The sequence below is a fragment of the Streptomyces sp. NPDC058637 genome, assembly GCF_042717325.1.
Taxonomy (GTDB): domain Bacteria; phylum Actinomycetota; class Actinomycetes; order Streptomycetales; family Streptomycetaceae; genus Streptomyces.
In genome coordinates this window covers 13,296-36,954 of record NZ_JBHXRD010000047.1, presented here as the reverse complement: position 1 = coordinate 36,954, position 23,659 = coordinate 13,296, and the positions used below count along the sequence as shown (strand labels likewise).

The 23,659-nt window shown below is 72.4% G+C and carries 20 protein-coding genes; 15 read left to right on the top strand and 5 right to left on the bottom strand.

Annotation, left to right across the window (positions count from 1 at the left end; translation table 11 throughout):
* Positions 1–53 precede the first annotated feature (53 nt).
* From ACFWVP_RS32310 to ACFWVP_RS32250, 13 genes are all read left to right on the top strand, one after another.
* Positions 54–908 carry an SRPBCC domain-containing protein gene (locus ACFWVP_RS32310; protein WP_384501541.1) on the top strand — a complete coding sequence of 285 codons (855 nt, stop codon included), beginning with the start codon at positions 54–56 and terminating at the stop codon, positions 906–908.
* Between the two features lie 29 nt (positions 909–937).
* Positions 938–1,732, top strand: coding sequence for an aldose 1-epimerase (locus ACFWVP_RS32305; protein WP_384501540.1), 795 nt, complete (start codon positions 938–940; stop codon positions 1,730–1,732).
* Positions 1,733–1,776: 44 nt separating this feature from the next.
* A complete protein-coding gene (pyrE, locus tag ACFWVP_RS32300) occupies positions 1,777–2,316 on the top strand; it encodes an orotate phosphoribosyltransferase (protein ID WP_384501539.1) in 540 nt (179 codons plus the stop codon).
* A 188-nt stretch (positions 2,317–2,504) separates the two neighbouring features.
* Positions 2,505–3,527 (top strand): class II fructose-bisphosphate aldolase, encoded by a 1,023-nt coding sequence (gene fbaA / locus ACFWVP_RS32295; protein WP_384501538.1) that lies wholly within the window; start codon positions 2,505–2,507, stop codon positions 3,525–3,527.
* A gap of 87 nt (positions 3,528–3,614) precedes the next feature.
* Positions 3,615–4,775 (top strand): MalY/PatB family protein, encoded by a 1,161-nt coding sequence (locus tag ACFWVP_RS32290; protein ID WP_384501537.1) that lies wholly within the window; start codon positions 3,615–3,617, stop codon positions 4,773–4,775.
* 273 nt (positions 4,776–5,048) lie between these two features.
* Positions 5,049–6,542, top strand: coding sequence for an MFS transporter (locus ACFWVP_RS32285; RefSeq protein ID WP_384501536.1), 1,494 nt, complete (start codon positions 5,049–5,051; stop codon positions 6,540–6,542).
* 3 nt (positions 6,543–6,545) lie between these two features.
* Positions 6,546–6,959 carry a DUF3151 domain-containing protein gene (locus ACFWVP_RS32280; protein WP_384501535.1) on the top strand — a complete coding sequence of 138 codons (414 nt, stop codon included), beginning with the start codon at positions 6,546–6,548 and terminating at the stop codon, positions 6,957–6,959.
* Positions 6,960–7,123: 164 nt separating this feature from the next.
* Entirely contained in the window at positions 7,124–7,972 is an 849-nt protein-coding gene (locus ACFWVP_RS32275) for a tryptophan 2,3-dioxygenase family protein (RefSeq protein ID WP_384501534.1), read from the top strand.
* Positions 7,965–9,161 carry a kynureninase gene (kynU, locus tag ACFWVP_RS32270; protein ID WP_384501533.1) on the top strand — a complete coding sequence of 399 codons (1,197 nt, stop codon included), beginning with the start codon at positions 7,965–7,967 and terminating at the stop codon, positions 9,159–9,161. Before ACFWVP_RS32275 ends, kynU begins: the two co-directional genes overlap by 8 nt.
* A 144-nt stretch (positions 9,162–9,305) precedes the next feature.
* Entirely contained in the window at positions 9,306–10,181 is an 876-nt protein-coding gene (locus ACFWVP_RS32265; RefSeq protein WP_384501532.1) for an alpha/beta hydrolase, read from the top strand.
* A 179-nt stretch (positions 10,182–10,360) separates the two neighbouring features.
* Positions 10,361–11,680: a sensor histidine kinase gene (locus ACFWVP_RS32260; RefSeq protein WP_384501531.1), complete on the top strand. Its 1,320-nt coding sequence runs from the start codon at positions 10,361–10,363 to the stop codon at positions 11,678–11,680.
* Positions 11,677–12,357, top strand: coding sequence for a response regulator (locus ACFWVP_RS32255; protein WP_384501530.1), 681 nt, complete (start codon positions 11,677–11,679; stop codon positions 12,355–12,357). Before ACFWVP_RS32260 ends, ACFWVP_RS32255 begins: the two co-directional genes overlap by 4 nt.
* Positions 12,358–12,366: 9 nt before the next feature.
* A complete protein-coding gene (locus ACFWVP_RS32250) occupies positions 12,367–13,572 on the top strand; it encodes a cytochrome P450 (protein ID WP_384501529.1) in 1,206 nt (401 codons plus the stop codon).
* A gap of 412 nt (positions 13,573–13,984) precedes the next feature.
* On the opposite strand, the gene ACFWVP_RS32245 is transcribed toward ACFWVP_RS32250, so the two are convergent.
* Together ACFWVP_RS32245 and ACFWVP_RS32240 are read right to left on the bottom strand one after the other, a co-directional pair.
* Positions 13,985–15,643, bottom strand: coding sequence for an ABC transporter permease (locus ACFWVP_RS32245; protein ID WP_384501528.1), 1,659 nt, complete (start codon positions 15,641–15,643; stop codon positions 13,985–13,987).
* Entirely contained in the window at positions 15,640–16,572 is a 933-nt protein-coding gene (locus tag ACFWVP_RS32240; protein ID WP_384501527.1) for an ABC transporter ATP-binding protein, read from the bottom strand. The genes ACFWVP_RS32245 and ACFWVP_RS32240 overlap by 4 nt, the downstream gene beginning before the upstream one ends.
* Positions 16,573–16,664: 92 nt before the next feature.
* Here ACFWVP_RS32240 and ACFWVP_RS32235 point away from each other — a divergent pair, with 92 nt between their 5' ends.
* Entirely contained in the window at positions 16,665–17,174 is a 510-nt protein-coding gene (locus tag ACFWVP_RS32235) for a GbsR/MarR family transcriptional regulator (RefSeq protein WP_384501526.1), read from the top strand.
* A 154-nt stretch (positions 17,175–17,328) separates the two neighbouring features.
* On the opposite strand, the gene ACFWVP_RS32230 is transcribed toward ACFWVP_RS32235, so the two are convergent.
* Positions 17,329–18,198: a diacylglycerol kinase gene (locus ACFWVP_RS32230; RefSeq protein ID WP_384501525.1), complete on the bottom strand. Its 870-nt coding sequence runs from the start codon at positions 18,196–18,198 to the stop codon at positions 17,329–17,331.
* 186 nt (positions 18,199–18,384) lie between these two features.
* Here ACFWVP_RS32230 and ACFWVP_RS32225 point away from each other — a divergent pair, with 186 nt between their 5' ends.
* The gene (locus ACFWVP_RS32225; protein WP_384501524.1) at positions 18,385–19,668 is read left to right on the top strand and encodes an adenylosuccinate synthase; all 1,284 of its coding nucleotides are present in this window, start codon (positions 18,385–18,387) and stop codon (positions 19,666–19,668) included.
* 169 nt (positions 19,669–19,837) lie between these two features.
* On the opposite strand, the gene ACFWVP_RS32220 is transcribed toward ACFWVP_RS32225, so the two are convergent.
* Complete coding sequence (locus ACFWVP_RS32220; protein ID WP_384501554.1) at positions 19,838–21,895, bottom strand: serine/threonine-protein kinase; 2,058 nt, start codon at positions 21,893–21,895, stop codon at positions 19,838–19,840.
* A 93-nt stretch (positions 21,896–21,988) separates the two neighbouring features.
* Positions 21,989–23,521 (bottom strand): PstS family phosphate ABC transporter substrate-binding protein, encoded by a 1,533-nt coding sequence (locus ACFWVP_RS32215; protein WP_384501523.1) that lies wholly within the window; start codon positions 23,519–23,521, stop codon positions 21,989–21,991.
* Positions 23,522–23,659 lie beyond the last annotated feature (138 nt).

Genomic DNA, 23,659 nt, shown 5'->3' with positions numbered 1-23,659 from the left:
ACGGGGTGTGGAAGCGCTGACGGGACGGCCGGGGCTGAGTAGGCTCGGGAGGTATGGAGCATGAGGTGTTCGTTCCGGTTCCGGTCGCGTCCCTTCGTCGGACGCTGGGTGATCCCGTGCGTGTCGCACGCTGTGTACCCGGACTCCAGCAGGACGCCGACGCGTCGGCGGGACCGCTGGCCGGCCGGCTGAAGGTCCGCGTCGACGGCCACACGATCACGTACCGCGGTGCGCTGACGCTCGACGGCCGTGGCGGTGACGCGTTCTCCGTCACCGGTGAGGGCGTGGAGGCCCGGGGCACGGGGGCGGTGAAGATGGCCCTGACCGTCGGGCTCACGGAGACGGACGGCGGGACGACGATCGCGTACACCGGGTCGGCGACCGGTGACGGCCGCATCGTGGAGCTGGACGAGGCGGCGGCGCTCGCCGCGGCACACCGGCTGCTGGACCGCTTCACACAACAGCTGGTGACGGAGTCACTGGCGGAGCGGGACGGGGAGGAGCCGGCTTCCGGGTCGGCGCCCGATGCCGCCGCCGAGCCTGCCCCCGGTCCCACGCCGGACGCTGCTCCCGGTCCGGCACCCGGTCCCGCCTCGGACGACGCGCCGGCCGTAGGCAAGGAGTCCGCGTTCGACGCCCCCGTGCCGCCGCCGTCGCTCGACCCGGCCACGGAGCTGGAGTTCACCGTGCCGGACGTTCCGCCCGCGGAGGCCGCGCACGCCCGCCGCACGATGATCGGCCGCAGCACGGAAGAGGTCGACCACGCCCCGCCGCGCGGCCGGTACGCACCCGTGCCCTCCCCCGAGGCGGGCGCCGCCGGCATCGCGCTGCGCTGGGCGGCTCCGGCCGCGGCCCTGGCGATCGCATCGGCCGTGGTGGTGGGCCGAGCCCTGCGGCGCCGGAGGTGACCGGGTCCCCGCGCCAGTAGGGTCGTGGGGTGAGCAGAGTCGCGAAGAACGTCCGGCTGACCGCCGGCGACGCCGAGTTGACCGTCGACCCCGTCCATGGCTGCCGTATCGGCAGCCTGCGGATCGGAGGCACCGAACTGCTGCGCCAGGGAGAGCGGTACGGCTGCTTCCCGATGGTGCCGTGGTGCGGCCGTACCGGGAACGGCCAGTTCCGCAACGGCGGCGAGCTGCACCGGCTGCCGCTGAACTCCCCGCCGCACGCCATCCACGGCACCGGCCGCGACACCGCCTGGCAGCTCGCCCGGCAGGACGGCGCGGAGGCGGCCTTCTTCTACGACCTGGCCGAGCCGTGGCCGTACGAGGGCCGGGTGACGCAGTCCTTCGAACTGACCGAGGACTCGCTGACGCTCCGTCTCGGCGTCGAGACGTACGGGAACTCGTTCCCGGCGCAGGCCGGGTGGCACCCCTGGTTCCTGCGCAACACCGGGGGCCAGGACGTACGGATCGACTTCGAAGCCGCCTGGCAGGAGGAGCGCGGTGACGACCACCTGCCGACCGGCCGCCGGATCGACCCCCTCCCGGGCCCCTGGGACGACTGCTTCGGGATGCCCGAGGGCGTCGACGTGAAGCTCACCTGGCCCGAGCGGCTGGAACTGACGGTGAAGAGCCGGGACGAGTGGGTCGTGATCTACGACGAGCAGGCGGAGGCGGTCTGTGTGGAGCCCCAGTCGGGCCCGCCGAACGGCCTGAACACCGCGCCCCGGCTGGTCACCCCGATCGAGCCGCTGGAGATCACCACGACGTGGAACTGGGTGCGCCTCTGACCGGCGGCACCGGCGCGGTGGCGGCAGCGCTTACCCTCGTGGACATGACTGACGTACGTGCTGAGCTGCTCCAGCAGATCAAGGACAAGGCCGTGGTGCACGGCAAGGTGACCCTCTCCTCGGGTCTGGAAGCCGACTGGTACATCGACCTGCGCCGGATCACGCTGGACGGCACCGCCGCGCCGCTGGTCGGCCAGGTGATGCTCGACGCCACCGCCGAGCTGGACTACGACTGCGTCGGTGGTCTGACGCTGGGCGCCGACCCGGTCGCCACGTCGATGCTGCACGCCTCCGCGGCGCGTGGGAAGAGCCTGGACGCGTTCGTCGTCCGCAAGGCGCAGAAGGCCCACGGGATGCAGCGCCGGATCGAGGGGACGGATGTCAAGGGCCGTCGTTGCCTCGTCGTCGAGGACACGTCGACCACGGGCGGTTCCCCGCTGACCGCGGTCGAGGCGGTGCGTGAGGCGGGCGGCGAGGTCGTGGCCGTGGCCGTGATCGTGGAGCGCGGCGCCGCCCCGGCGATCGCCGAGGCCGGACTGCCGTATGTGAACGTGTACGGGGTCGCGGACCTCGACCTGTCCTGACCTGCGAGTTCTCCGAGGGGCGGTCGGTTTCACGTGAAACCGGCCGCCCCTCGCGTCTGCCGCCACGCATCCCGACGGATGGGCAGGGTGGAGCCGGAGCGAGAGTCTGGGAAGATGGGGGCGACGATGACGTCGCCCCCAGGTCAGGGACCAGCACTGCACACCCGCACATCCCAAGGAGCGGACAGATGCCCATCGCAACCCCCGAGGTCTACGCCGAGATGCTCGACCGGGCGAAGGCAGGCAAGTTCGCCTACCCGGCCATCAATGTGACGTCGACCCAGACCCTGCACGCTGCACTGCGCGGCTTCGCGGAGGCGGAGAGCGACGGCATCGTCCAGATCTCCACCGGTGGTGCCGAATTCCTGGGCGGCCAGCACAACAAGGACATGGTGACGGGCGCCGTAGCCCTGGCCGAGTTCGCGCACATCGTCGCCGCCAAGTACGACGTCACCGTGGCCCTGCACACGGACCACTGCCCCAAGGACAAGCTGGACGCGTACGTCCGCCCGCTCCTCGACGTCTCCGCCGAGCGCGTCGCCAAGGGTCTGAACCCGCTGTTCCAGTCCCACATGTGGGACGGTTCGGCCGAGACCCTCGCCGACAACCTGGCCATCGGCCAGGAGCTGCTCGCCAAGGCCGCCGCCGCCAAGATCATCCTTGAGGTCGAGATCACCCCGACCGGTGGCGAGGAGGACGGCGTCACGCACGAGATCAACGACGAGCTGTACACGACCGTCGACGACGCGCTGCGTACGGCCGAGGCGCTCGGCCTGGGCGAGAAGGGCCGCTACCTGCTGGCCGCGTCCTTCGGCAACGTCCACGGCGTCTACAAGCCGGGCAACGTCGTCCTGCGTCCCGAGCTCCTCAAGGACCTCCAGGAGGGTGTCGCCGCCAAGTACGGCCAGGCGTCCCCGTTCGACTTCGTCTTCCACGGCGGCTCCGGCTCCACGGCCGAGGAGATCGCCACCGCGCTGGAGAACGGCGTCGTGAAGATGAACCTCGACACCGACACCCAGTACGCCTTCACCCGCCCGATCGTGGACCACATGTTCCGCAACTACGACGGTGTGCTGAAGGTCGACGGCGAGGTCGGCAACAAGAAGTTCTACGACCCGCGCAGTTGGGGCAAGTCCGCCGAGGCGGGCATGGCCGCGCGCGTCACGCAGGCCTGTGTCGACCTGCGTTCCACGGGCACCAAGCTGAAGTAGGCACTTCCGCACGGACGTCCTGGGCCCGGTCCCCCTTCAGGGGTGCCGGGCCCGTTCCGTGTCCGACCGATCCCTGAGGAATCCGCTGTGAGTACGCCCGCGCGCTACGACTTCGACACCGTCATCGACCGCCGGGGTACCTGGTGCGTCCAGTGGGACGGGGTCGCCGACCGGTTCGGCGTGGACGGGCTGCTGCCGTTCACCATCTCCGACATGGACTTCGAGACCGCTCCCGAGGTCCTGACCGCGCTCAGGGCCCGGCTCGACCACGGGGTGCTCGGCTACACGACCTGGCAGCAGGACGACTTCCGGTCGGCGGTCGCGCACTGGTTCGCGACCCGGTACGGCACCGAGATCGACACCGGGCGGCTGGTCTACGGGCCGTCCGTGCTCAGCCAGCTCTCGCAGCTGCTGCAGATGTGGACGGCGGAGGGGGAGGGTGTGGTCGTCCACACCCCCACGTACGACGGCTTCCGGAAGGCGGTCACCGGGCTCGGACGCGAGCTGCGGGGGGTGCCGGTGGGGGATACGGGGGCGCTGGAGCGGGAGCTGGCGCGGGCCGACGCGAAGGTGCTCGTGCTGTGCTCCCCGCACAACCCGACGGGGCGGGTGTGGACGGAGCCCGAGCTGCGGGAGATGGCCTCGCTCGCCCGGCGTCACGGGGTCGCGGTGATCAGCGACGAGATCCACGCGGACTTCGTGCACGACGGGTTCCGGCACGTGCCGTGGACGCGGGTCGGCGGTGACGGGCGCTGGGCGTTGATCAGCTCCGGTTCGAAGTCGTTCAACTTCCCGGCGCTGACCGGTTCGTACGGGATCATCGGCGATCCGGCGGACCGGGCGGAATTCCTGCGCCGGATGGAGACGGCTGAGGGGCTCGCCTCGCCGGCGGTGCTGTCGCTGACCGCGCACGTCGCGGCGTACCGGGAGGGCGCGCCTTGGCTGGACGCGGTCCGGGAGTACGTCGCGGGGAACCTGGCGCTGGTCGCGGAGCGGCTGAACGGGGCGTTTCCGGAGCTGGCGTGGGAGCCGCCGCAGGCGGGCTACCTGGCGTGGCTGGACCTGCGTCCGCTGGGTGTGGACGACGAGGCGTTGCAGCGGGTGCTGATAGAGCGGGAGAAGGTCGCGGTGATGCCGGGGGCGGTGTACGGGGCGCCGGGGTTCCTCCGCCTGAACACGGGGTGCCCGCGGAGCAAGGTGGAGGCGGGGGTGGGGGCGGTGGTGCGGGGGATTTTGGCGGTGCGGTAGGGGTGGGCGGGGGTGTGGGGGCCGCGGGGCGTTGCCCGGGGCCCGTTTTGCCCTCAATCGCCGGGCGGGCTTGATTTGGCGCTGGGGTGGGCTTGGTTTGGCGTTGGAGTGGGCTTGGTTTGGTGCCGGGCGGGCTTGAGATGGTGCTCGGGTGGGCTTGATTTGGCGTTGGGGTGGGAATGGTTGGTGCCGGGCGGGATTGGCTTGGTGCTCGGGTGGGCTGAATCGTGTTCCCGGCTGTTTCTGGAGTGGGGGCGGGTGATGCTGGCTCGTATGAATGACGATGCGGGTGGCGGTGGGATTCGGATTGCCTCGGCTGCCGGGCGGTGGGTCGTCCTGACCACTGTGCTCGGGTCGAGCATGGCCCTGCTCGACTCGACGGTGATCAACGTCGCCCTTCCCCGCATCGGGCAGGACCTCGGTACCGACCTGGCCGCCCTCCAGTGGACCGTCAACGCGTACATGCTCACGCTGGCCGGGCTGATCCTGCTCGGCGGTGCGCTCGGGGACCGGTTCGGGCGGCGGCGGGTGTTCGTCGTCGGGGTGGTCTGGTTCGCCGTGGCCTCCCTGCTCTGCGGGCTGGCCCCGAACGCCGGCGTCCTCGTCGTGGCCCGCGCCCTCCAGGGCGTCGGCGGGGCCCTGCTCACGCCCGGTTCCCTCGCGCTCATCCAGGCGAGCTTCCACCCGGACGACCGGGCCCGCGCCGTGGGGCTCTGGTCGGGGCTCGGTGGGGTCGGGGCCGCGATCGGGCCGTTCGTCGGCGGCTGGCTCGTCGACGGGCCCGGCTGGCGCTGGGTGTTCCTGCTCAACCTCCCGCTCGCCGCCGTCTGCGTTCCCGTCGCCCTGCGGCACGTACCGGAGTCGCGGGATCCGGACGCGCACGGCCGCTTCGACGTGCTCGGGGCGGCGCTCGCCGCGTTCGCGCTCGCACTGGTCACGTACGCCCTGATCGAGGTGCCGGAGCAGGGCGCGTCCGTGCCGGTCGTCGGGGCGGCGCTCGGCGGTGTGCTGCTGGGCGTGGCCTTCGTACAGGTGGAGCGGCGCCGGGCCGACCCCATGGTGCCGCCGTCGATCTTCGCGTCCCGGCAGTTCACCGCCGTCAACATCGTCACGTTCTGCGTGTACGCGGCCCTCGGCGGCTTCTTCTTCCTCTCCGCGATCCAGCTCCAGGTCGTCGCCGGTTACTCGGCCCTCGGCGCGGGCACCGCGCTCCTGCCGACCACGGTGCTCATGCTGCTCTTCTCCGCGTCCGCCGGCGACCTCGGCCGGCGCATCGGGCCCCGCATCCCGCTGACCGTGGGCCCGCTGCTCGCCGCCGCCGGGATGCTGCTGATGCTGCGGGTCGGCCCCGACGCCTCCTACGTACGGGACGTGCTGCCCGCCGTCCTGGTGCTGGGCCTGGGCCTGGTCACCCTCGTGGCGCCGCTCACCGCGACGGTCCTGGCCGCCGTCGACACCGGGCGGGCCGGGCTCGCCAGCGGCATCAACAACGCGGCGGCGCGGGCCGCCGGCCTGCTCGCGGTGGCCGCGCTGCCGCTGCTGGCCGGGATGGGGCCGGAGGCCTACCGCGACGCCGGAGAATTCGCCTCGACGTTCCGCCGGGCGATGCCGATGTGCGCCGGGCTGCTGGTGGCGGGCGCGGTGATCGCCTGGTGGGCGGTGCGGAAGCCCGCCGAGCCCGGACACGAGGCGCGGCCCGAGTGCGCGATGCACTGCGGGGTCACGGCCCCGCCCTTGGAGCCGGAGCCCGGACCCAGGCACACTTGAGCCATGTCCATCCACGAGAACCTTCTCGGGGGCCCTGCCCCGACGCACCTCCCCGACGACCCGGAGCCGCGCGAGCTGCTCGCCGCCGGTACGCCGCCCGCCGATGTCGCGGCGAAGTACCCCACGTCCTCGCTGGCCTGGGCGCAGCTCGCCGACGAGGCGTACGAGGGCGGTCGCGTCATCGAGTCGTACGCGTACGCGCGCACCGGCTACCACCGTGGCCTCGACGCCCTGCGCCGGGCGGGCTGGAAGGGGCACGGCCCCGTCCCCTTCGAGCACGAGCCGAACCGCGGCTTCCTGCGCGCCCTGCACGCCCTCGCGCGCGCCGCGCAGTCGATCGGTGAGCAGGAGGAGTACGAGCGCTGCTCGTCCTTCCTGCGCGACTCCTCGCAGACCGCCGCCGACACCCTGGGCTGAACCGCCCCACCCGCTTCCCGGGCCCCGCAGGCACGCACCACCGCCTGCGGGGCCCGAGGCGTCCCACGCGGCGCCGGTTTAGGATGCGGGCAGGGGACCGGAGCTCCACCACCTCAGAGGAAGGGGCGGACCGCTACCCGGAAGCTCGTGTCGAGGAGACAGCGATGTCGACGATCAACCCCGATCCCGAAGCCACCGGTGCGGACACCCCGCACCTGGACTTCGCGGGAACGACTCCGTACGAGGACTACGTCCAGGCGGATGTCCTGACCCACCTCCAGCACCTGCGCTCGGACGATCCCGGCGAGATGGTCTTCCTGGTCACCACCCAGGTCATGGAGCTGTGGTTCACGGTCATCGTCCATGAGTGGGAGACGGCGGCGCACGCCCTGCGCGAGGACCGCATACCGGTCGCCCGTGACGCCCTGAAGCGCTCGCTGCGGGAGCTGGAGGCACTGAACGCCTCCTGGAAGCCGCTGGCCGGCCTCACCCCCGCCCAGTTCAACTCCTACCGGGGCTCGCTCGGCGAGGGTTCCGGTTTCCAGTCGGCGATGTACCGGCGGATGGAATTCCTCCTCGGTGACAAGTCCGCCTCCATGCTCGTGCCGCACCGCGGTGCCCCCAGGGTCCACGCCGAGCTGGAGAAGGCGCTCCACGAGCCCGGCCTGTACGACGAGACGCTCGCCCTGCTCGCCCGGCGCGGTCACGCCGTGCCGCAGTCGGTCCTCGGCCGGGACCTGTCGCAGAAGTACGAGCCGTCCCCGCAGGTCGAGGCGGTCTGGGCGGAGATCTACGCGAACCCGGACCAGAACGACGAGCTCGTGCGGCTCGGCGAGGTGCTGACCGACGTCGGCGAGCTCGTGTGGCGATGGCGCAACGACCACCTCACCGCCACCCGGCGGGCCATGGGCTCGAAGACCGGCACCGGCGGGTCCGCCGGGGTCGCCTGGCTGGAGAAGCGGGCGACGAAGAGCGTGTTCCCCGAGCTGTGGACGGCGCGCAGCCATGTCTGACCTCCAGGAGCGCGCGACGGCGCTCGACACCGCAGACGGCCTGGCCGGACTCCGCGACCTGTTCGTCCTCGACGACACCGTCTACCTCGACGGGAACTCGCTGGGCGCGCTGCCCCGTCACGTCCCCGCCCGCATGCAGGAGGTCATCACCCGGGAGTGGGGCGCCCTGCGCATCCGCTCCTGGGACGAGAGCGGCTGGTGGACCGCCCCCGAGCGGATCGGCGACCGGATCGCCCCGCTGGTCGGGGCCGCCGCCGGACAGATCGTGGTGGGCGACTCCACCAGCGTGAACGTCTTCAAGGCCGTGGTCGCCGCGACCCGGCTGGCGGCCGAGGGGCGTGACGAGATCCTGGTCGACGCCACGACGTTCCCCACGGACGGCTACCTCGCCGGATCCGCGGCCCGGATGACCGGCCACCGTCTCGTCCCCGTCGCCCCCGCCGACGTACCGGACGCCCTCGGGCCCCGTACGGCGGCCGTCCTCCTCAACCACGTCGACTTCCGCACCGGCAGGCTCCACGACCTGCCCGGCCTCACCGCCGCCGTCCACGGGGCGGGCGCCCTCGCCGTCTGGGACCTGTGCCACAGCGCGGGCGCCCTGCCGGTCGGCCTCGACGCGCACGGTGTGGACCTGGCCGTCGGATGCACGTACAAGTACCTCAACGGCGGCCCCGGTTCGCCCGCCTACCTGTACGTCGCCGAGCGACACCAGGCGGCCTTCGACTCGCCCCTGCCCGGTTGGACGTCGCACGCGGACCCGTTCGGGATGACCCCCGGATACGTGCCCGCGGACGGCTCCGTACGGGGCCGGGTCGGCACCCCGGACATCCTGTCCATGCTGGCCCTGGAAGCGTCGCTGGACGTGTGGGAGGGCGTCGCGGTGGACGCCGTGCGCGCCAAGTCCCTGGCGCTGACGGACTTCTTCCTGGAGTGCGTCGCCGCGTACGTCCCCGAGGGCCTGGTCACCCCGGTCACCCCGGCCGCACACGCGGAGCGCGGCAGCCAGGTCTCGCTGCGCTGCGAGGACGCGGACAGGACGGAGCCGGTGATGCGCGCGCTCATCGGACGCGGAGTGGTCGGCGACCTGCGCCGCCCGGACGTGCTCCGCTTCGGCTTCACCCCGCTGTACGTCGGGTTCGCCGACGCGGAACGGGCCGCACGCGTCCTCGCCGAGGTGCTGGCGGCGTAACCGCACCCGACGGGCCCGGTTTCCGGACCGGGCCCGTCCCCCGCGGTCCGATCGGTGACGGTCCGTCGGATGGCGGCGCGCGGTACTGATACCGTCCCCGCAGGTCAGTCCAGTTGGGCATATGCGTAGGACGGTTGGAGCAGCATGTCGGATTCTGCCGCGCGTGATCGTGACGCCGCCGAGACCGAGTCGGCGTTCGCACATCCGCCGGTCGCCCCCGATCGGTCCGCCGCCTACGGCAGCCACCCCGACCAGGTGATCGACTTCTTCGGTCCGCGTGACGGCCGGGACGGTGCGCCGCTCGTGGTCGTCCTGCACGGCGGGGCCTGGCGGGCGCCGTACGACCGGCAGCACGTGTCGCCGTTCGCGGGCTTCCTGGCCCGGCGCGGATTCGCCGTGGCCAGCGTCGAGTACCGGCGCGGCGGTGAGATTTCGCAGCAGGGCGGGCCGGGACCCGTGGCGGGACGCTGGCCCGGGACGTTCGACGACGTGGCCGCCGCGATGGACGCCCTGCCGGAGCTGGTCGCGCGTGAGCTGCCGCGGGCCGATGTGCGCAAGACCGTGGTCACCGGGCACTCGGCGGGCGGGCAGCTCGCGCTGTGGGCCGCCGCCCGGCATGTGCTCCCGCTCGGTTCGCCGTGGCGCCTGCCCGCACCGCCGCCGCTTCGCGGGGTGGTCGCCCTGGCGCCGATCGGTGACTTCGCGAGCGCGGTCGAGCTGGACGTCTGCTCCGGCGCCGTGCACCAACTCCTCGGCGGCGCCGAGCACTTCGAGACGCGCGGCGCCCATGTCGATCCCGCCGCGCTGCTCCCGACCGGGATCGCGACGGCCGTCGTGCAGGGCGTCGACGACCTCACCGTGCCCCAGGCGGTCACCGAGGCGTTCGTGGACGCCGCGGCGAAGGCCGGGGAGATGGTGGGGCTGACGCTGCTGGACGGGGTCGGGCACTTCCCGCTGATCGACCCCTCGGCGGACGCCTGCGCGGTGGTGGCCGAGGAGATCGCCCAGCTGGCCTGGTAGGTCCTACAGGTGCGCGGCGGTGCCCTGCCGGATCACGTACCCGGCCACCCGGATACCGGGGAGGTCCATCCCGGCGTCCTGCGCCGTCGTGGCCCCGCGCGGGCCCGGTAGTACTTGCGACGGACGGCCCAGGATCCGTATCACTGCTGACGACCCGGGCCGCCCCGCCGCCTACCTTGGTGAGCGTGACCGAGACGAAGACCAGAAGCCCCGAGTTCCGGCTGGCCGCAGGGGCGATAGACGGCCTGCGGCAGGACCTCTTCCACAACGTGTTCGACTACCGTCCGCTGGGCCCGCTGGGCACCGGCGGCCCGGTGATCAGGAGGCTGCCCGGGGCGATCAGGAGGCGGGCGGTCTGGACGCCGCACGCGGTCGTCGGGGCGGTCGCGCTGATCTCGCTGCTGGCCGGTGTGTTCGAGGCCAACACCTACTCGGTGTTCGGGATAGCCACCCTCATCACCGGTGTGATGCCGCCGGTCACCCTGCTGATGACGCTGATCCGGCCCGTCCTCGGGTTCTGGGTGTCGATTGTGAGCACCCCGATCGTGGCCGTCGTGGGACACGGGGACTGGCCGTGGGGGCCGAGCGGCTTCGCCTGCCACCTGGGCGTGCTGATCGTCGTCGCGGCGCGGACCCGGCCGCGTACCGCCGCCTGGATGTGGCTGATCACCCTGGTCGTCGGGTCCTTCCTGGGGAACTTCGGCAGCGGCCCCTACAGCTCCACCACCGCGCCCATGGCCGTCACCTCCGCCTTCGCCCTGCTCCTCGTCACCGTGGTGCAGGTGCGCCGCGAGGCCGAGCGCGAGGTGACCGTGCAGCGGACCGTCACCGCCGTCGAACGCGACCGGCGCACGCTTCTGGAGGAGCGCACCACCATCGCCCGTGAGCTGCACGACGTCGTCGCCCACCACATGTCCGTCGTCGCGATCCAGGCCGAGGCCGCCCCCTACCGGGTGGAGAATCCGCCGCCCGAGCTGGAGCAGGCGTTCGTCACCATCCGGGAGAACGCCGTCGCCGCGCTCACCGAACTGCGCCGCGTCCTCGGCGTCGTACGGGCGGAGGACTACGAGGCGCCGGACGCACCGCAGCCCACCCTCGCCGAGCTCGACCGGCTGCTGGACAACGTCCGGGAGACGGGTCTGGAGACGGAGAAGACGGTCACCGGGGCGGTGCGGGAGCTCCCGCAGGGAGTCGAGCTGTCGGCGTACCGGATCGTCCAGGAGACGCTCAGCAACACGCTCCGGCACGCGCCCGGCGCGTCCGCGAAGGTGGAGATCGGGTACGTGCTCGGCGGGCTGGGGCTGCGCGTCGTCAACGGACCCGCGCGGGGGCTCGTCAAGCCCTCGCCGGGGGCCGGCCACGGGATCACGGGGATGAGGGAGCGGGTCCAGATGCTGAACGGCGAGATGACGGCCGGGACGACGGAGGACGGCGGCTACGAGGTCGCGGTGTTCCTGCCCGTGCCGGCGGCGCACGACACCGCGGAGGAGAGGGCGTGAGCGAGTCCACCCCGTCGTCCACCATCCGGGTGCTGATCGTCGACGACCAGATGATGGTCCGCGAAGGGTTCTCCGTACTGCTCAACGCCATGCCGGGCATCGAGGTCGTCGGGGAGGCCGTCGACGGCAGGCAGGCCGTGTCGCAGGTCGCCGCCCTGCGGCCCGACGTGGTGCTGATGGACATCCGGATGCCCGAGCTCAACGGCATCGAGGCCACCCGCGAGATCGTCGCCGCCGACGCGGACGCCAAGGTGCTCGTCCTGACCACGTTCGACCTCGACGAGTACGTGTACCAGGCCCTGCGGGCCGGGGCCTCCGGCTTCCTGCTGAAGGACGCGTCCGCGCGACAGCTCGCCGACGGCGTACGGGTGGTGGCGTCCGGGGAGGCGCTGCTCGCCCCGACCGTGACCCGGCGGCTGATCACCGAGTTCTCCAAGCTCGCCGAGGCGCCCCGGCCGCCCGCCATGGCCCGGATCGGCGACCTCACCGAGCGCGAGACGGAGGTGCTCGTGCTGATCGCCCAGGGGCTGTCGAACCTGGAGATCGCCTCCCACCTCGTCGTCGCCGAGTCCACCATCAAGACGCACGTGAGCCGCATCCTGGTGAAGCTCGGGCTGCGCGACCGGACCCAGGCGGCCGTGTTCGCGTACGAGGCGAGGCTGGTCACGCCCGGGTAGCGTCGGCCCATGCACGTGTCCTTCGACCCCTGGTCCCCGGCGTTCGTCGCCGACCCGTACCCCGCCTACGCCGCGCTGCGCGCCACCGGCAGGGCGCACTACTTCGAGCCGACCCGGCAGTGGCTGATCCCGCACTACGCCGAGGTGTCCGGGCTGCTGCGCGACCGGCGGCTGGGCCGGACGTACCTGCACCGCTTCACCCACGACGAGTTCGGCGTGACCGCGCCGCCCGCCGCCCACGAGCCGTTCCACACGCTCAACGGGCAGGGGATCCTCGACCTGGAGGCCCCCGACCACACCCGGATCAGGCGGCTGGTCGCCAAGGCCTTCACCCCGCGGACGGTCGAGACGCTCGCGCCCACCGTGGAGCGGCTGGCCGCCGGGCTCGTCGAGGACTTCGTCGCGGCGGGCGGCGGTGACCTCCTCGGCGCGGTCGCCGAGCCGCTGCCCGTCGCGGTCATCGCCGAGATGCTCGGCATCCCGGAGTCCGACCGGCCGCTGCTACGGCCCTGGTCGGCCGCGATCTGCGGGATGTTCGAGCTGAACCCGCCGCAGGAGACGGCGCGGGCCGCCGTCCGGGCGTCGGTCGAGTTCTCCGCGTACCTCCACGGGCTGATCGAAGCCCGCCGGGCGGACCCCGGCACGGACCTGATCTCCGCGCTCATCGCCGCCCACGACGACGGCGACCGGCTGACCGAGCAGGAAATGGTCTCCACGTGCGTCCTCCTGCTGAACGCCGGCCACGAGGCGACGGTCAACGCCACCGTCAACGGCTGGTGGACGCTCTTCCGGCACCCGGAGCAGCTGGCGTCCCTGCGCGCCGACCACGAACTGCTGCCGACCGCGGTGGAAGAGCTCCTGCGGTACGACACCCCCGTGCCGATGTTCGCGCGCTGGGTCCTGGACGACATCGAGGTCGACGGCACCGTCATCCCGCGCGGCTCGCAGGTCGCCCTGCTCTTCGGGTCGGCCAACCGGGATCCGGAGCGCTTCGCCGACGCCGGGACCCTGGACCTGTCCCGTGCGGACAACCCGCACATCTCCTTCGGAGCGGGCATCCACTACTGCCTGGGCGCGTCGCTGGCCCGCCTCGAACTGGCGGCCTCGTTCGGCGAACTGCTGCGCAGGGCACCCGGGATGCGGCTGGTCGCGGAGCCGGAGTGGAATCCGGGGTACGTGATCCGGGGGCTGCGGGGGCTACAGGTGGAGATCTGAGCCGACGGATCCGGGCAGCACCATGACATCCGGTGCCGGCGCCGGATTCGCCCAGGAGTGCGGTCCCACGCGGACGGTACGGGCACCCCGGCCGCGCACACCGCCGCGACCAGCACCCGGGTCCGGGCCGAACCGCGGCCGTCCAGCAGGCGCGGCGCCAGGAGGGACGGCCGGCGGGAGGAGGGCGCCCGTGAGGAGGACGAGGGGCAGCTCCGTCCGCGGGACGGAGAAGTCCCGGCCCGCGCCCTCGAAGGCGCCGCCCATGTGCCGGTCGGTGCGCCGGAAGGTGCTCCGGAGGAACAGTGCCGTGACCGTCCCCACCGGTGCCGGCCCGCACCCGCCGTACCCCGCCGTGTCCCGTCGATCCATACGGATCAGGACGCCGCCCCCGCCCCCGCCCGGCCCGGTTCCGCTACCTGGTCTCCAGGTCCCGTCGCCGGAAGCCCTCCAGCCCGAGCCACAGGAGGCCGGCCGCGATCAGGGTCAGGACCATCATCGGCGTCCAGTCCATCGCGGCGGCGGGCAGCCGCGGCACCTGCCCGAGCGGCGACACGTCGTTCATCCACCCCGGGAATCCCAGGAGTTCGCCGAGGTAGCCGGTGACGAACGCGTACACCGGGACGATCCACGCCGCCTGCGCCGCCCGGGGCAGCCACCCGAAGAGCACGGCGGCGACCCCGGCGGTCACCCACAGCGCCGGTGCGTACGAGAGTGCCGCGCCCAGCAGCGCGGGCACCAGCGCGGTGTCCCCGGTCGACGCCGCCCCCGCGACACCGATGCCGAGCCCGCCCAGGAGCATCACGGCCGTACCGCCGACGAGGGCGACGGCCAGATGGCTGCCCGCCCAGCGGGTGCGGGACAGACCGGTCGCGAGCAGGGCCTCCGCGCGGCCCGCGGTCTCCTCGCTCCGGGCTCGCAGGGCCGCCGTCACGACGTACACGGAGGCGACGACGGCGAGGACGACCATGACCATCGACGCGAACGACTCGGCCGTCGTCGACCCGCCGGCCCTCCGGAGCGCCTCCTGGATCCCGTCGATGTCCTTCAGCATCTCGTCGGCCTGACCGAGGATCGACCCGTACATCACGCCCATCAGGAACAGCCCGGTGCCGAAACCGGCCAGTACGGAGCGGTGCAGCCGCAGGGCGAAGCCCAGTGGGTGGGTCAGCGCGGCCGACGCCACCGCCCTGCCGGGCCTCGTGGCGCGGAGTCCCGCGCCGACGTCGCGCCGGGACGACAGGGCGAATCCGGTGCCGGCGCAGAGCACGGCGAGTGCCAGGCAGAGCAGCAGCGGCCACCAGCGGTCGTCCACGTAGACGTAGGTGCGCTGGGCCCAGCCGATGGGAGAGAGCCAGGACAGGGCGGCGGTGCCGCCCGCGTCACCGGCTGCCCGCAGCACGTAGGCGAGGCCGATGACGGCCAGCGCCGCGCCGGTCGCGCCCCGGGTGTGGGCCGTGATCTGTGCGGTGATCGCGGCGACGGAGGCGAAGACGATGCCCACGGCCGCGTAAGCGAGGCCGAGGAGCAGAGAGCCGGTGGCGCCGTCGGGGGCGAGGTCCATGCTCCCGAGACCGACGGCCACCAGCAGGGCGAGTACGAGGTCGGCGAGCACCGCGACGGAGAGCGCGGCAGCCAGGTGCGCGTGCCGTCCGACGACCGTGGAGCGGACCAGCTCGGCGCGACCGGTCTCCTCCTCGGCACGCGTGTGGCGGGTGATGACCAGGACGCTCATGAGGCCGGTCAGGACGGCCATGAAGCCGAGCAGCTGGTGGCCCGCCATCGCACCGAAGGTGTAGTCGGTCAGATAGTGCCGGGGCCCCGTCATGGCGAGTCCGGCCGGGCCGGCCATGGTCGCGGCGACGGAGGCGCGGGCCTCCGGGTCGGCGTACAGCGTCGTGTAGTTGCGCGCCGTGGACACCGAGCCGAGGAACAGTGCCAGGATCCACACGGGGAGCCGGACACGGTCCCGGCGCAGGGCGAACCGGATGAGGGTGCCGGTCCCCGCGAGCGGGCCGGTGCCGGTGCGGGCCTCGGCGGACGGCGCCGTCCGGATGGAGGTCGCGGCGGTCATCGAGCGTCCTCGTGGCGGTGGGCCGCGAGCTCGTCGCCGTAGTGGCGGAGCATCAGCTCCTCCAGGGTCGGCGGATGGCTGACCAGACTGCGGACACCGAACGCGGCGAGCCGGCCGATCGCGCCCTCCAGATGTCCGCCGTCCACGGCGAACCTCACCCGGGCCGCACCCCCGGCCTCCCCGGGGAGAAGCTCCACGGCGTGCACTCCGGGCAGGTCGCCGAGCCCGGTGGCCGGGTGGGCCGTCTCGGCCTCGACCGTCGTGCGCGTCAGGTGCCGCATCTCGCTCAGCGAACCGGACTGCACGGTCCTGCCGGACCGGATGATGCTGACCCGGTCGGCCAGCTTCTCGACCTGCGCCAGGATGTGGCTGGACAGCAGCACGGTCCGGCCGGCGGCCTTCGCCTCCAGGATCACGTCCTGGAAGACCACCTCCATGAGGGGATCGAGCCCGGAGGTCGGTTCGTCGAGCAGCAGCAGCTCCGCGTCGGAGGCCAGCGCGGCGATGATCGCGACCTTCTGGCGGTTGCCCTTGGAGTAGGCCCTGCCCTTCTTCGTCGGGTCGAGGCCGAAGCGTTCGACGAGCTCGTCGCGCCGCCGCCCGTCACCCCCGCCGCGCAGCCGTGAGAGCAGGCCGATGGCCTCGCCGCCGGTCAGATTGGGCCACAGCTCCACGTCGCCCGGTACGTAGGCCAGCCGCCGGTGCAGGTCGACGGCGTCCTGCCAGGGATCCCGCCCGAGCAGCCGGGCCGCGCCGGAGTCGGCGCGCAGCAGCCCCAGCAGGACCCGGACGGTGGTGGACTTCCCGGCGCCGTTGGGTCCCAGGAAGCCGTGGACCTCGCCGGTCTCGACGCTGAGGTCGAGGCCGTCCAGCGCCTGTGTCCGCCCGAACGACTTGTGCAGTCCGGCCACGGCGATCGCCTTCGTCATGCTTCTGAACGTACGCTTTCTTCACAATCTTGTGAAGTTAAAGAAGCGTATAAAGTCGGTTCCATGATCGGAGCGGCGGAGGCGGCGGAGCGATGACCAGCGGGACCGGGGAGAGTGCCGGACGGGACGAGCCGGCCGTGGCGCGGTTCGTCGAGCGCTTCGCTGCCGAGATGACGGAGGCGGGGATGCAGCGGACGGCCTCACGCGTCTTCGCGGCGCTCCTCGCGGACGACGACGGCTCCATGACCTCGGCCGAGCTCGGCGAGCAACTGCGGATCAGCCCGGCAGCGGTCTCCGGCGCGATCACCTATCTGACCCAGGCCAGCATGGTCGGGCGGGAGCGCGACCCGGGCTCGCGCCGGGACCGCTACCGGCTGCACGACGAGGGTTGGTACGGCACCTTCACCGACCGGGACCGGCTGCTGACGCGCTGGGAACGCACGCTCCGGGAGGGGGCGCGGGCCCTGGGCGCGGACACGCCGGCTGGGACGCGGATCGAGGAGAGCGCGGAATTCCTGGAGTTCCTGCAGAAGGAGCTGGCGGGGGCGATGGACCGGTGGCGGGAGAGCCGGGGCGGCGGGGGGACGAGGAGCGGGGGCTGAGCCTTGTCGGCTCGGCCCCCGAGGCCGTCTTTCCGCTACCGCCGGTGCAGCGGACGGCGGTTTCGTACCGCGGGTCGGGAGGCCCGCCGGGCAGGGGGCCCGCCGGGCAGGGGGCCCGGCGGGCAGGGGGCCGGCGGGCTGGGGGCCCGCCGGTTCAGTGGTCCGTAGGTTCAGCCGCAGCCGTCGGGAGTATCAGCCCCCACGCCCCCGCCCGCACCGTCCACGTCCGGGTCCTGACCGGCCCAGCGACCTGTATGTCCGCGCGGTAGCGGAAGTCCGGACCGGACACCGTGACCGCCTTGCTCTCCGCCGTCACCGTCTCGCCGGACGAGGTGTGGATCACCACGTCCGCCAGGCCCCCGTCGCCCTGTGTGGTCACCGAGACGCCCTCGACCGGCCGGTCCAGGTCGTTCAGCAGGACCCCGTCCGCCTCCACCCGCAGCCGGTACGCGCGCGGCGGGCCGGTGGGCGAGGCCGGTGCCGGCCGGACCAGGGCGGCCATCAGGGTGCGGCAGGTGTCCCAGACCGCGGTGACCCCCGAGTGGTGCGCGCCCGCGCCCGGCGCCGAGGTGAGGGCGGGGATGCGCAGGTCGCCCAGCACGACGCCGTCGCTGTCGTCGACCAGCAGGTCCAGCCGGCGCGCGGTCCCGTCGAGCGCCGTGCGCGCCGCCGCCACCGCGCCCCGGGGCACACCGAGCGCGTGGGCGAGCTCCAGGGTGTGCGCCGCGCCGACCGGGATCAGCGAGAGCACGCCCTCGGCGAGCTCCCGCTCCCGGTGGAGCTGGGCCACGGCGCGCAGCAGCGCGCGGTCGTCACCGACGACCACCGGCCGCCGGCCGCCCCGCCGGGAAAGGGCCCGGGCGAACTCCTCCGGGCCGTCCGGAAGACAGATTTTCGTGTGCGCGCCCGCGCTCAGCACGTCCTTCGCGATACGGACGGATTCGCCGTCGGTCCTGCGGGCAAGGGGGTCGATGAGCACAAGTAGCTGGTGGTCGCCGTCGCCGGGGGGCTCTGCAGCCGACACCTCGGTCCTTCCTCGGGTAGCATCTTGGTGCAAGAGCCCCTTGCGCTATTGCGCCAGGGGCTTCGTCTATTCCGGGGCACCCGGTTCGACGGCTCAGGCTTTGCCGTACATCGTCGTACGGCAGGTACGACCTTTACGTACGCCCCCTGACCTTGGACATGCCCCGCCCGGAAGGGGTGTACGCCTGTGCCCGCACTTGTGCTGCTCGGTGCTCAGTGGGGTGACGAGGGCAAGGGGAAGGCCACCGACCTCCTCGGTGGATCCGTCGACTATGTGGTGCGTTACCAGGGCGGCAACAATGCCGGCCACACGGTTGTCGTAGGCGACCAGAAGTACGCACTGCATCTCCTCCCCTCCGGAATCCTGTCGCCGGGGTGTACCCCGGTCATCGGTAACGGCGTCGTGGTCGACCCGGCCGTCCTGCTCTCCGAGCTGAGCGGTCTGAACGAGCGGGGCGTCGATACGTCCAAGCTCCTGATCAGCGGCAACGCTCATTTGATCACCCCGTACAACGTCACCGTCGACAAGGTGACGGAACGCTTCCTCGGCAAGCGCAAGATCGGCACGACCGGTCGCGGTATCGGCCCGACGTACGCCGACAAGATCAACCGGGTGGGCATCCGCGTCCAGGACCTCTACGACGAGTCGATCCTGGAGCAGAAGGTCGAAGCGGCGCTGGAGCAGAAGAACCAGCTCCTGGCCAAGGTCTTCAACCGGCGCGCGATCGAGGCCGGGAAGATCGTCGAGGAGATGCTCCAGTACGCGGAGCAGATCAGGCCGTACGTCGCCGACACGACGCTGATCCTGAACAACGCCATCGACGAGGGCAAGGTCGTGCTCTTCGAGGGCGGCCAGGGCACCCTGCTGGACGTCGATCACGGCACGTACCCCTTCGTCACCTCGTCGAACCCGACCGCGGGCGGTGCCTGCACCGGATCCGGAGTGGGCCCGACGAAGATCAGCCGGGTCATCGGCATCCTCAAGGCGTACACCACGCGCGTCGGTGCCGGACCCTTCCCGACCGAACTTCTCGACGAGGACGGCGAGGCGCTGCGCCGGATCGGCGGCGAGCGCGGGGTCACCACCGGCCGGGACCGCCGCTGCGGCTGGTTCGACGCCCCGATCGCGCGGTACGCGACCCGGGTCAACGGCCTCACCGACTTCTTCCTCACCAAGCTGGACGTGCTGACCGGCTGGGAGCAGATCCCGGTGTGTGTGGCGTACGAGATCGACGGCAAGCGCGTCGAGGAGCTCCCGTACAACCAGAGCGACTTCCACCACGCGAAGCCGATCTACGAGAACCTCCCCGGCTGGTCCGAGGACATCACGAAGGCCAAGACCTTCGACGACCTTCCGAAGAACGCGAAGGCGTACGTGAAGGCGCTGGAGGAGATGTCCGGCGCCCCGATCTCCGCGATCGGTGTCGGCCCCGGCCGCACCGAGACCATCGAGATCAACTCCTTCCTGTAGGAGTCGCACGCGCGTCGACGGCCGTCCTGCCCCGGCAGTGGCGGCCGTCGACGCGGTTCCGGCCACGCGCCGTGGCGCGACCTCGGTGCCCGGGGTCCGTTGGGCCGGCCGGACGCGGGTGAGACCCCCGGCAGCGACTGCCGGGGGCCTCTTACGTCTCCGTCCGGGGTCAGCCGGTGCGCCGGTAGGTGAACGGCGCGTCGTTCTCGTCCGAGCCCGGCCAGGTGATGGACAGCCCGTCGGCGCCCTTCATCTGCACCGTGCGGGTACCGGCGTTCTCGCACCTGTCCTCGGGCTCCGCCGCCGTCACGATCGACGGGCCGATGCGCAGCTCCTCGCTGTTCGCGTAGACGAGGACGCTCTCCATCTCGCAGTGGTGCGAGGGCCCGTCGCTGGTGTACTCGGCGACCACCTCGCCGTACGCGCCCTGGTCCAGCACGAGGGTGAACTGGTCCGTGGACGGTGACTCGCCCGTCCCCACGTACTCCCACGTGCCGAGGAACTCGGCGGGGATGGGCGTCGCGTTCTCGACGCCCTTCGTGAGGACCGCGGTCTCGCCGTCGTCGTTCGTCCAGATGAGCGTGCCGTTGTCCGCGGCGCGGATCGTCTGCCGCCCTCCGTCGGTGCAGGCTTCCTCCGGGATGCTGGTGACCGCCCTGGACTCCAGCACCATCAGGTTGTCGAAGGAGACCAGCTCGGCGGCACCCTTGCACAGTTGCTCGTCGAACGAGTTGAACGTCGTGGCGACGTCGGCGCCCACGCCGCCCTGGGTGATGGTGACGCGGCGGAAGGAGAGGGGCTGCTGCTCGCTGTCCTTGCCCGTCCCCTCCCAGGTGCCCAGGTACGCCTCGTCGATCACGCCCTCGACCGCCGCGGACGGGTCGGCGGAAACCTGCGAGGGGGACGCGCCGTCCGTGGACGGCTTCCGGCTCGGTGCCGAAGAGCTCGGTGAGGCCGCGTCCGCCCCCTTGCCGTCCGACAGGTCCGAACCGTCGCTCATGGCCGCGTACGTGATCCCGCCCGCGATCAGCGCGACGGCGGCGACCGCCGCGGTCACGATCAGCGCGGTGCGCCGCGGCCGGCCGCCGGGAGGTCCCGCACCGTCGGGCCGGGTGACGGCCTGCGGGCCCAGGTCCGGGTGGGCTGCGAGGGGCGCGCCGAAGACACCCAGCTGCGGGGGCGCGACGGGCGGCGTCGGCTCCGGGCCGGTGAGCGGCACCGTGAGAGGTGTGGGGGCAGCCTCGGCCGCCCCGGCCGGCCGGGGCGGCGGGGGCGTGGCACCCGGCGGCGGCCCGGCCGGCCGGGCCGGTGCCCGCTGCCCCGGGCCCTCGGCGTCGAGCAGCTCGGCGGCCTTGCGGCCGAGCTCGGCGATCAGCCCGCCCGGCAGCCACGGTTCGGTGTCCCCGGACACCTCCTCCGTACGGGCCACGACCTCCGCCGGTGTGGGCCGGCCGGCGGGGTCCTTCGCCAGGCAGGCGCCCACCAGCTCGGTGAGTCCGGCCGGGAGCCCGGTCAGGTCGGGCTCCTCCTGGGCGATCCGGTACATCACCGCGTGCATGCCGCTCTCCGAGGAACCGAACGGATGACGGCGGGTACCCGCGAACGCCAGCACCGATCCCAGCGAGAAGACGTCGCTGACGGGTGTGAGCGCCTCGCCGCGCACCTGCTCGGGGGACATGTAGCCGGGCGACCCGATCACCGCGCCGGTCCGGGTCAGCTTGCCGTCGGCGGTCACCGCGTCCAGGGCCCTCGCGATCCCGAAGTCGATGACGCGCGGCCCGTCGATGGTCACCAGGACGTTGGCGGGCTTGAGGTCGCGGTGGATCAGCCCGGCGGTGTGGACCGCGGTGAGCGCCTGGGCGAGCCGGTGGGCGAGGATGCGCACCGAGCGCTCCGGCAACGGCTCGGTCCGTCCGGCGAGCACCGTGTGCAGGGACGGGCCGGGAACGTACGCGGTGGCGACCCAGGGCGCCGGGGCGTCGGTGTCCGCGTCCAGCACGGCCGCAGTCCACAGCCCGCCGACCCGGCGGGCCGCCGCGATCTCCTGCGCGAAGCGCCTGCGGAATTCGGGTTCCGTGGCGAGTTCGGAGCGTACGAGTTTCACGGCGACGGTCCGCCCGCCGGCCGAACGCGCCAGGTACACCTCGCCCATACCACCGGCTCCCAGACGGGCAAGAAGGCGGTACGGTCCAATATGTGACGGGTCGTCATCTGTCAGCTGATCCACCATCGGATCCTCGCACAGTGGCCTGTGCCCGGGCGCGGGGACGGCACGCTGTGGTGCAGTTCCGTTACGCGGCGGACACCCGTGGCCGCGGGTTCAGTCCCTGGCGCACAGCCGCATTCCCTTCGGGGTGGCGCACGGCAGGTGGCCGTGGTCGAACATGATGTCCTGCCCGCCCCCGCGGCTCAGGTAGCCCAGGAAGCCCGCGGCGGGCGATCCGGCCGACGGACGTCCGTAGGTGTAGGCGTACTCGGTCTCGCGGAACGGGTACGGGGACGACTCGATGTCCTCGATGGAGGGGACCGGTGCGCCGTCGATGGCCAGCTGGTGCAGCCCCTTCGTCTCCGTGCCCTCGCGCAGCTCGCTGTAGCCGATCGCCCCTTCGACCTTCGCGACCGTGGACAGGACCTCGTCCGTGTCGTCGAGCTCGCAGCGGATGTAGGGGACGTCCGGGGCGCTCCTGGTGGTGCAGTCGCGGGAGGAGAAGGTGGGTTCGCTGCTGCCCAGCACCCGGCGTCTGAAGACCTCGCGGGTGCCGGAGCCGGCGTCCCTGCTGATCAGCTTGACCGTCAGGTCGGGGCCGCCGACCTCCTTCCAGTTGAGGATCTCGCCGCGGTAGATCTTCCGGATGGTGCCGAGGTCGAGGTCCTGTACTCCCACGTGGTCGTTGACGACCAGGTGGAAGAGCGAGATGCCGACCGGGGTCTCTCCGAGCTCCGTGTACGCCTCGGGCCTCACGCCGTCGGAGAGGGTGACGGTGGTGCCGGCGGCCCCCGGCTTCGCTCCCTCGCCGGCGAGGGAGCGCAGGCCCTCGGCGCTGCCGTTCGCCCTGACCTCGATGCGGACGCCGTCGCACTTGCTCTCCAGCTCCCGCTCCGCCGCTTCCAGGACCGGGGCGAAGGCCGTGGAGCCGGTGACCGTCAGACTGCCCGGTGCGCATTCCATCGGCGGCGGGGGAGCGTTCCGTACGAGGATGATCGAGGCGAGCGCGACGACGCAGACGGTCAGGGCGACGGTGATGAGCCTGGCCGAGCGGCTGAACACGGGTGGCTTCTCGTCCGGTCGCAGCGCCGTGTTCGGGGACACCTCGCCGTCCCGGATGCCTCCCGTCACCCTGATCGGGCTGCCCACGTTCGCGCCGGTGAGCAGGACCAGCAGCTTGAAGTGCTCGTTGCGATTGAGCGGGACGCGCGGCAGCCGGATGAGCGCCCCCGTGTGCCGCAGACCGGCCGCCGGGGTGAAGTGGTCCATCAGATGGTCGGCGCCGGGGGAGTGGGTGACGGCGACACCGCGGACGGTACGACCGGTGAACTCGGCTGTGAGTCCGTGCAGTTGCTCGCCACGCCCGGTGTAGTCGTCGTTCCCGATCGACTGCGAGCCGTCGTTCTCCACCCGGAGCAGGACGAGCGTCGCGTCGGCCATGTCGGGGGTCTCGCTGAAGAGTCCGAGCCGTACGTTGGCTCGGCCCTGGCTGACACCGCTGCCTATCGGGGTGTCCATCTGGACGCGGTAGCCGATGCGTTTGCGGCGGGGGACGCGGCGTTCGTACCAGAGCACGCCCGCCGACGTCGCCACGCCGAGGGCGGCGGTGAGGACGGCGATGACGTTCTCGGGCTCGAACCACGCCATGGATGCTCGCGCTCCCTCAGGGGTGCGGGGTACCGGTCGCGCCACCGTACGGCGCGCCGGCCAGGGGCGGGCGGGCCGCCGGATTCCTTACGGTGAAGTTCGCCCGGCGTTCAACAAGCCTGTGCGCGGCACCAGTTG

Bases quoted from the DNA above. Each gene is read 5' to 3' on its own strand.
- ACFWVP_RS32310 (WP_384501541.1), top strand. From the start codon at position 54: ATGGAGCATGAGGTGTTCGTTCCGGTTCCGGTCGCGTCCCTTCGTCGG.
- pyrE (WP_384501539.1), top strand. From the start codon at position 1,777: ATGACTGACGTACGTGCTGAGCTGCTCCAGCAGATCAAGGACAAGGCC.
- fbaA (WP_384501538.1), top strand. From the start codon at position 2,505: ATGCCCATCGCAACCCCCGAGGTCTACGCCGAGATGCTCGACCGGGCG.
- ACFWVP_RS32285 (WP_384501536.1), top strand. From the start codon at position 5,049: ATGAATGACGATGCGGGTGGCGGTGGGATTCGGATTGCCTCGGCTGCC.
- ACFWVP_RS32280 (WP_384501535.1), top strand. From the start codon at position 6,546: ATGTCCATCCACGAGAACCTTCTCGGGGGCCCTGCCCCGACGCACCTC.
- ACFWVP_RS32275 (WP_384501534.1), top strand. From the start codon at position 7,124: ATGTCGACGATCAACCCCGATCCCGAAGCCACCGGTGCGGACACCCCG.
- kynU (WP_384501533.1), top strand. From the start codon at position 7,965: ATGTCTGACCTCCAGGAGCGCGCGACGGCGCTCGACACCGCAGACGGC.
- ACFWVP_RS32265 (WP_384501532.1), top strand. From the start codon at position 9,306: ATGTCGGATTCTGCCGCGCGTGATCGTGACGCCGCCGAGACCGAGTCG.
- ACFWVP_RS32250 (WP_384501529.1), top strand. From the start codon at position 12,367: ATGCACGTGTCCTTCGACCCCTGGTCCCCGGCGTTCGTCGCCGACCCG.
- ACFWVP_RS32245 (WP_384501528.1), bottom strand. From the start codon at position 15,643: ATGACCGCCGCGACCTCCATCCGGACGGCGCCGTCCGCCGAGGCCCGC.
- ACFWVP_RS32240 (WP_384501527.1), bottom strand. From the start codon at position 16,572: ATGACGAAGGCGATCGCCGTGGCCGGACTGCACAAGTCGTTCGGGCGG.
- ACFWVP_RS32235 (WP_384501526.1), top strand. From the start codon at position 16,665: ATGACCAGCGGGACCGGGGAGAGTGCCGGACGGGACGAGCCGGCCGTG.
- ACFWVP_RS32215 (WP_384501523.1), bottom strand. From the start codon at position 23,521: ATGGCGTGGTTCGAGCCCGAGAACGTCATCGCCGTCCTCACCGCCGCC.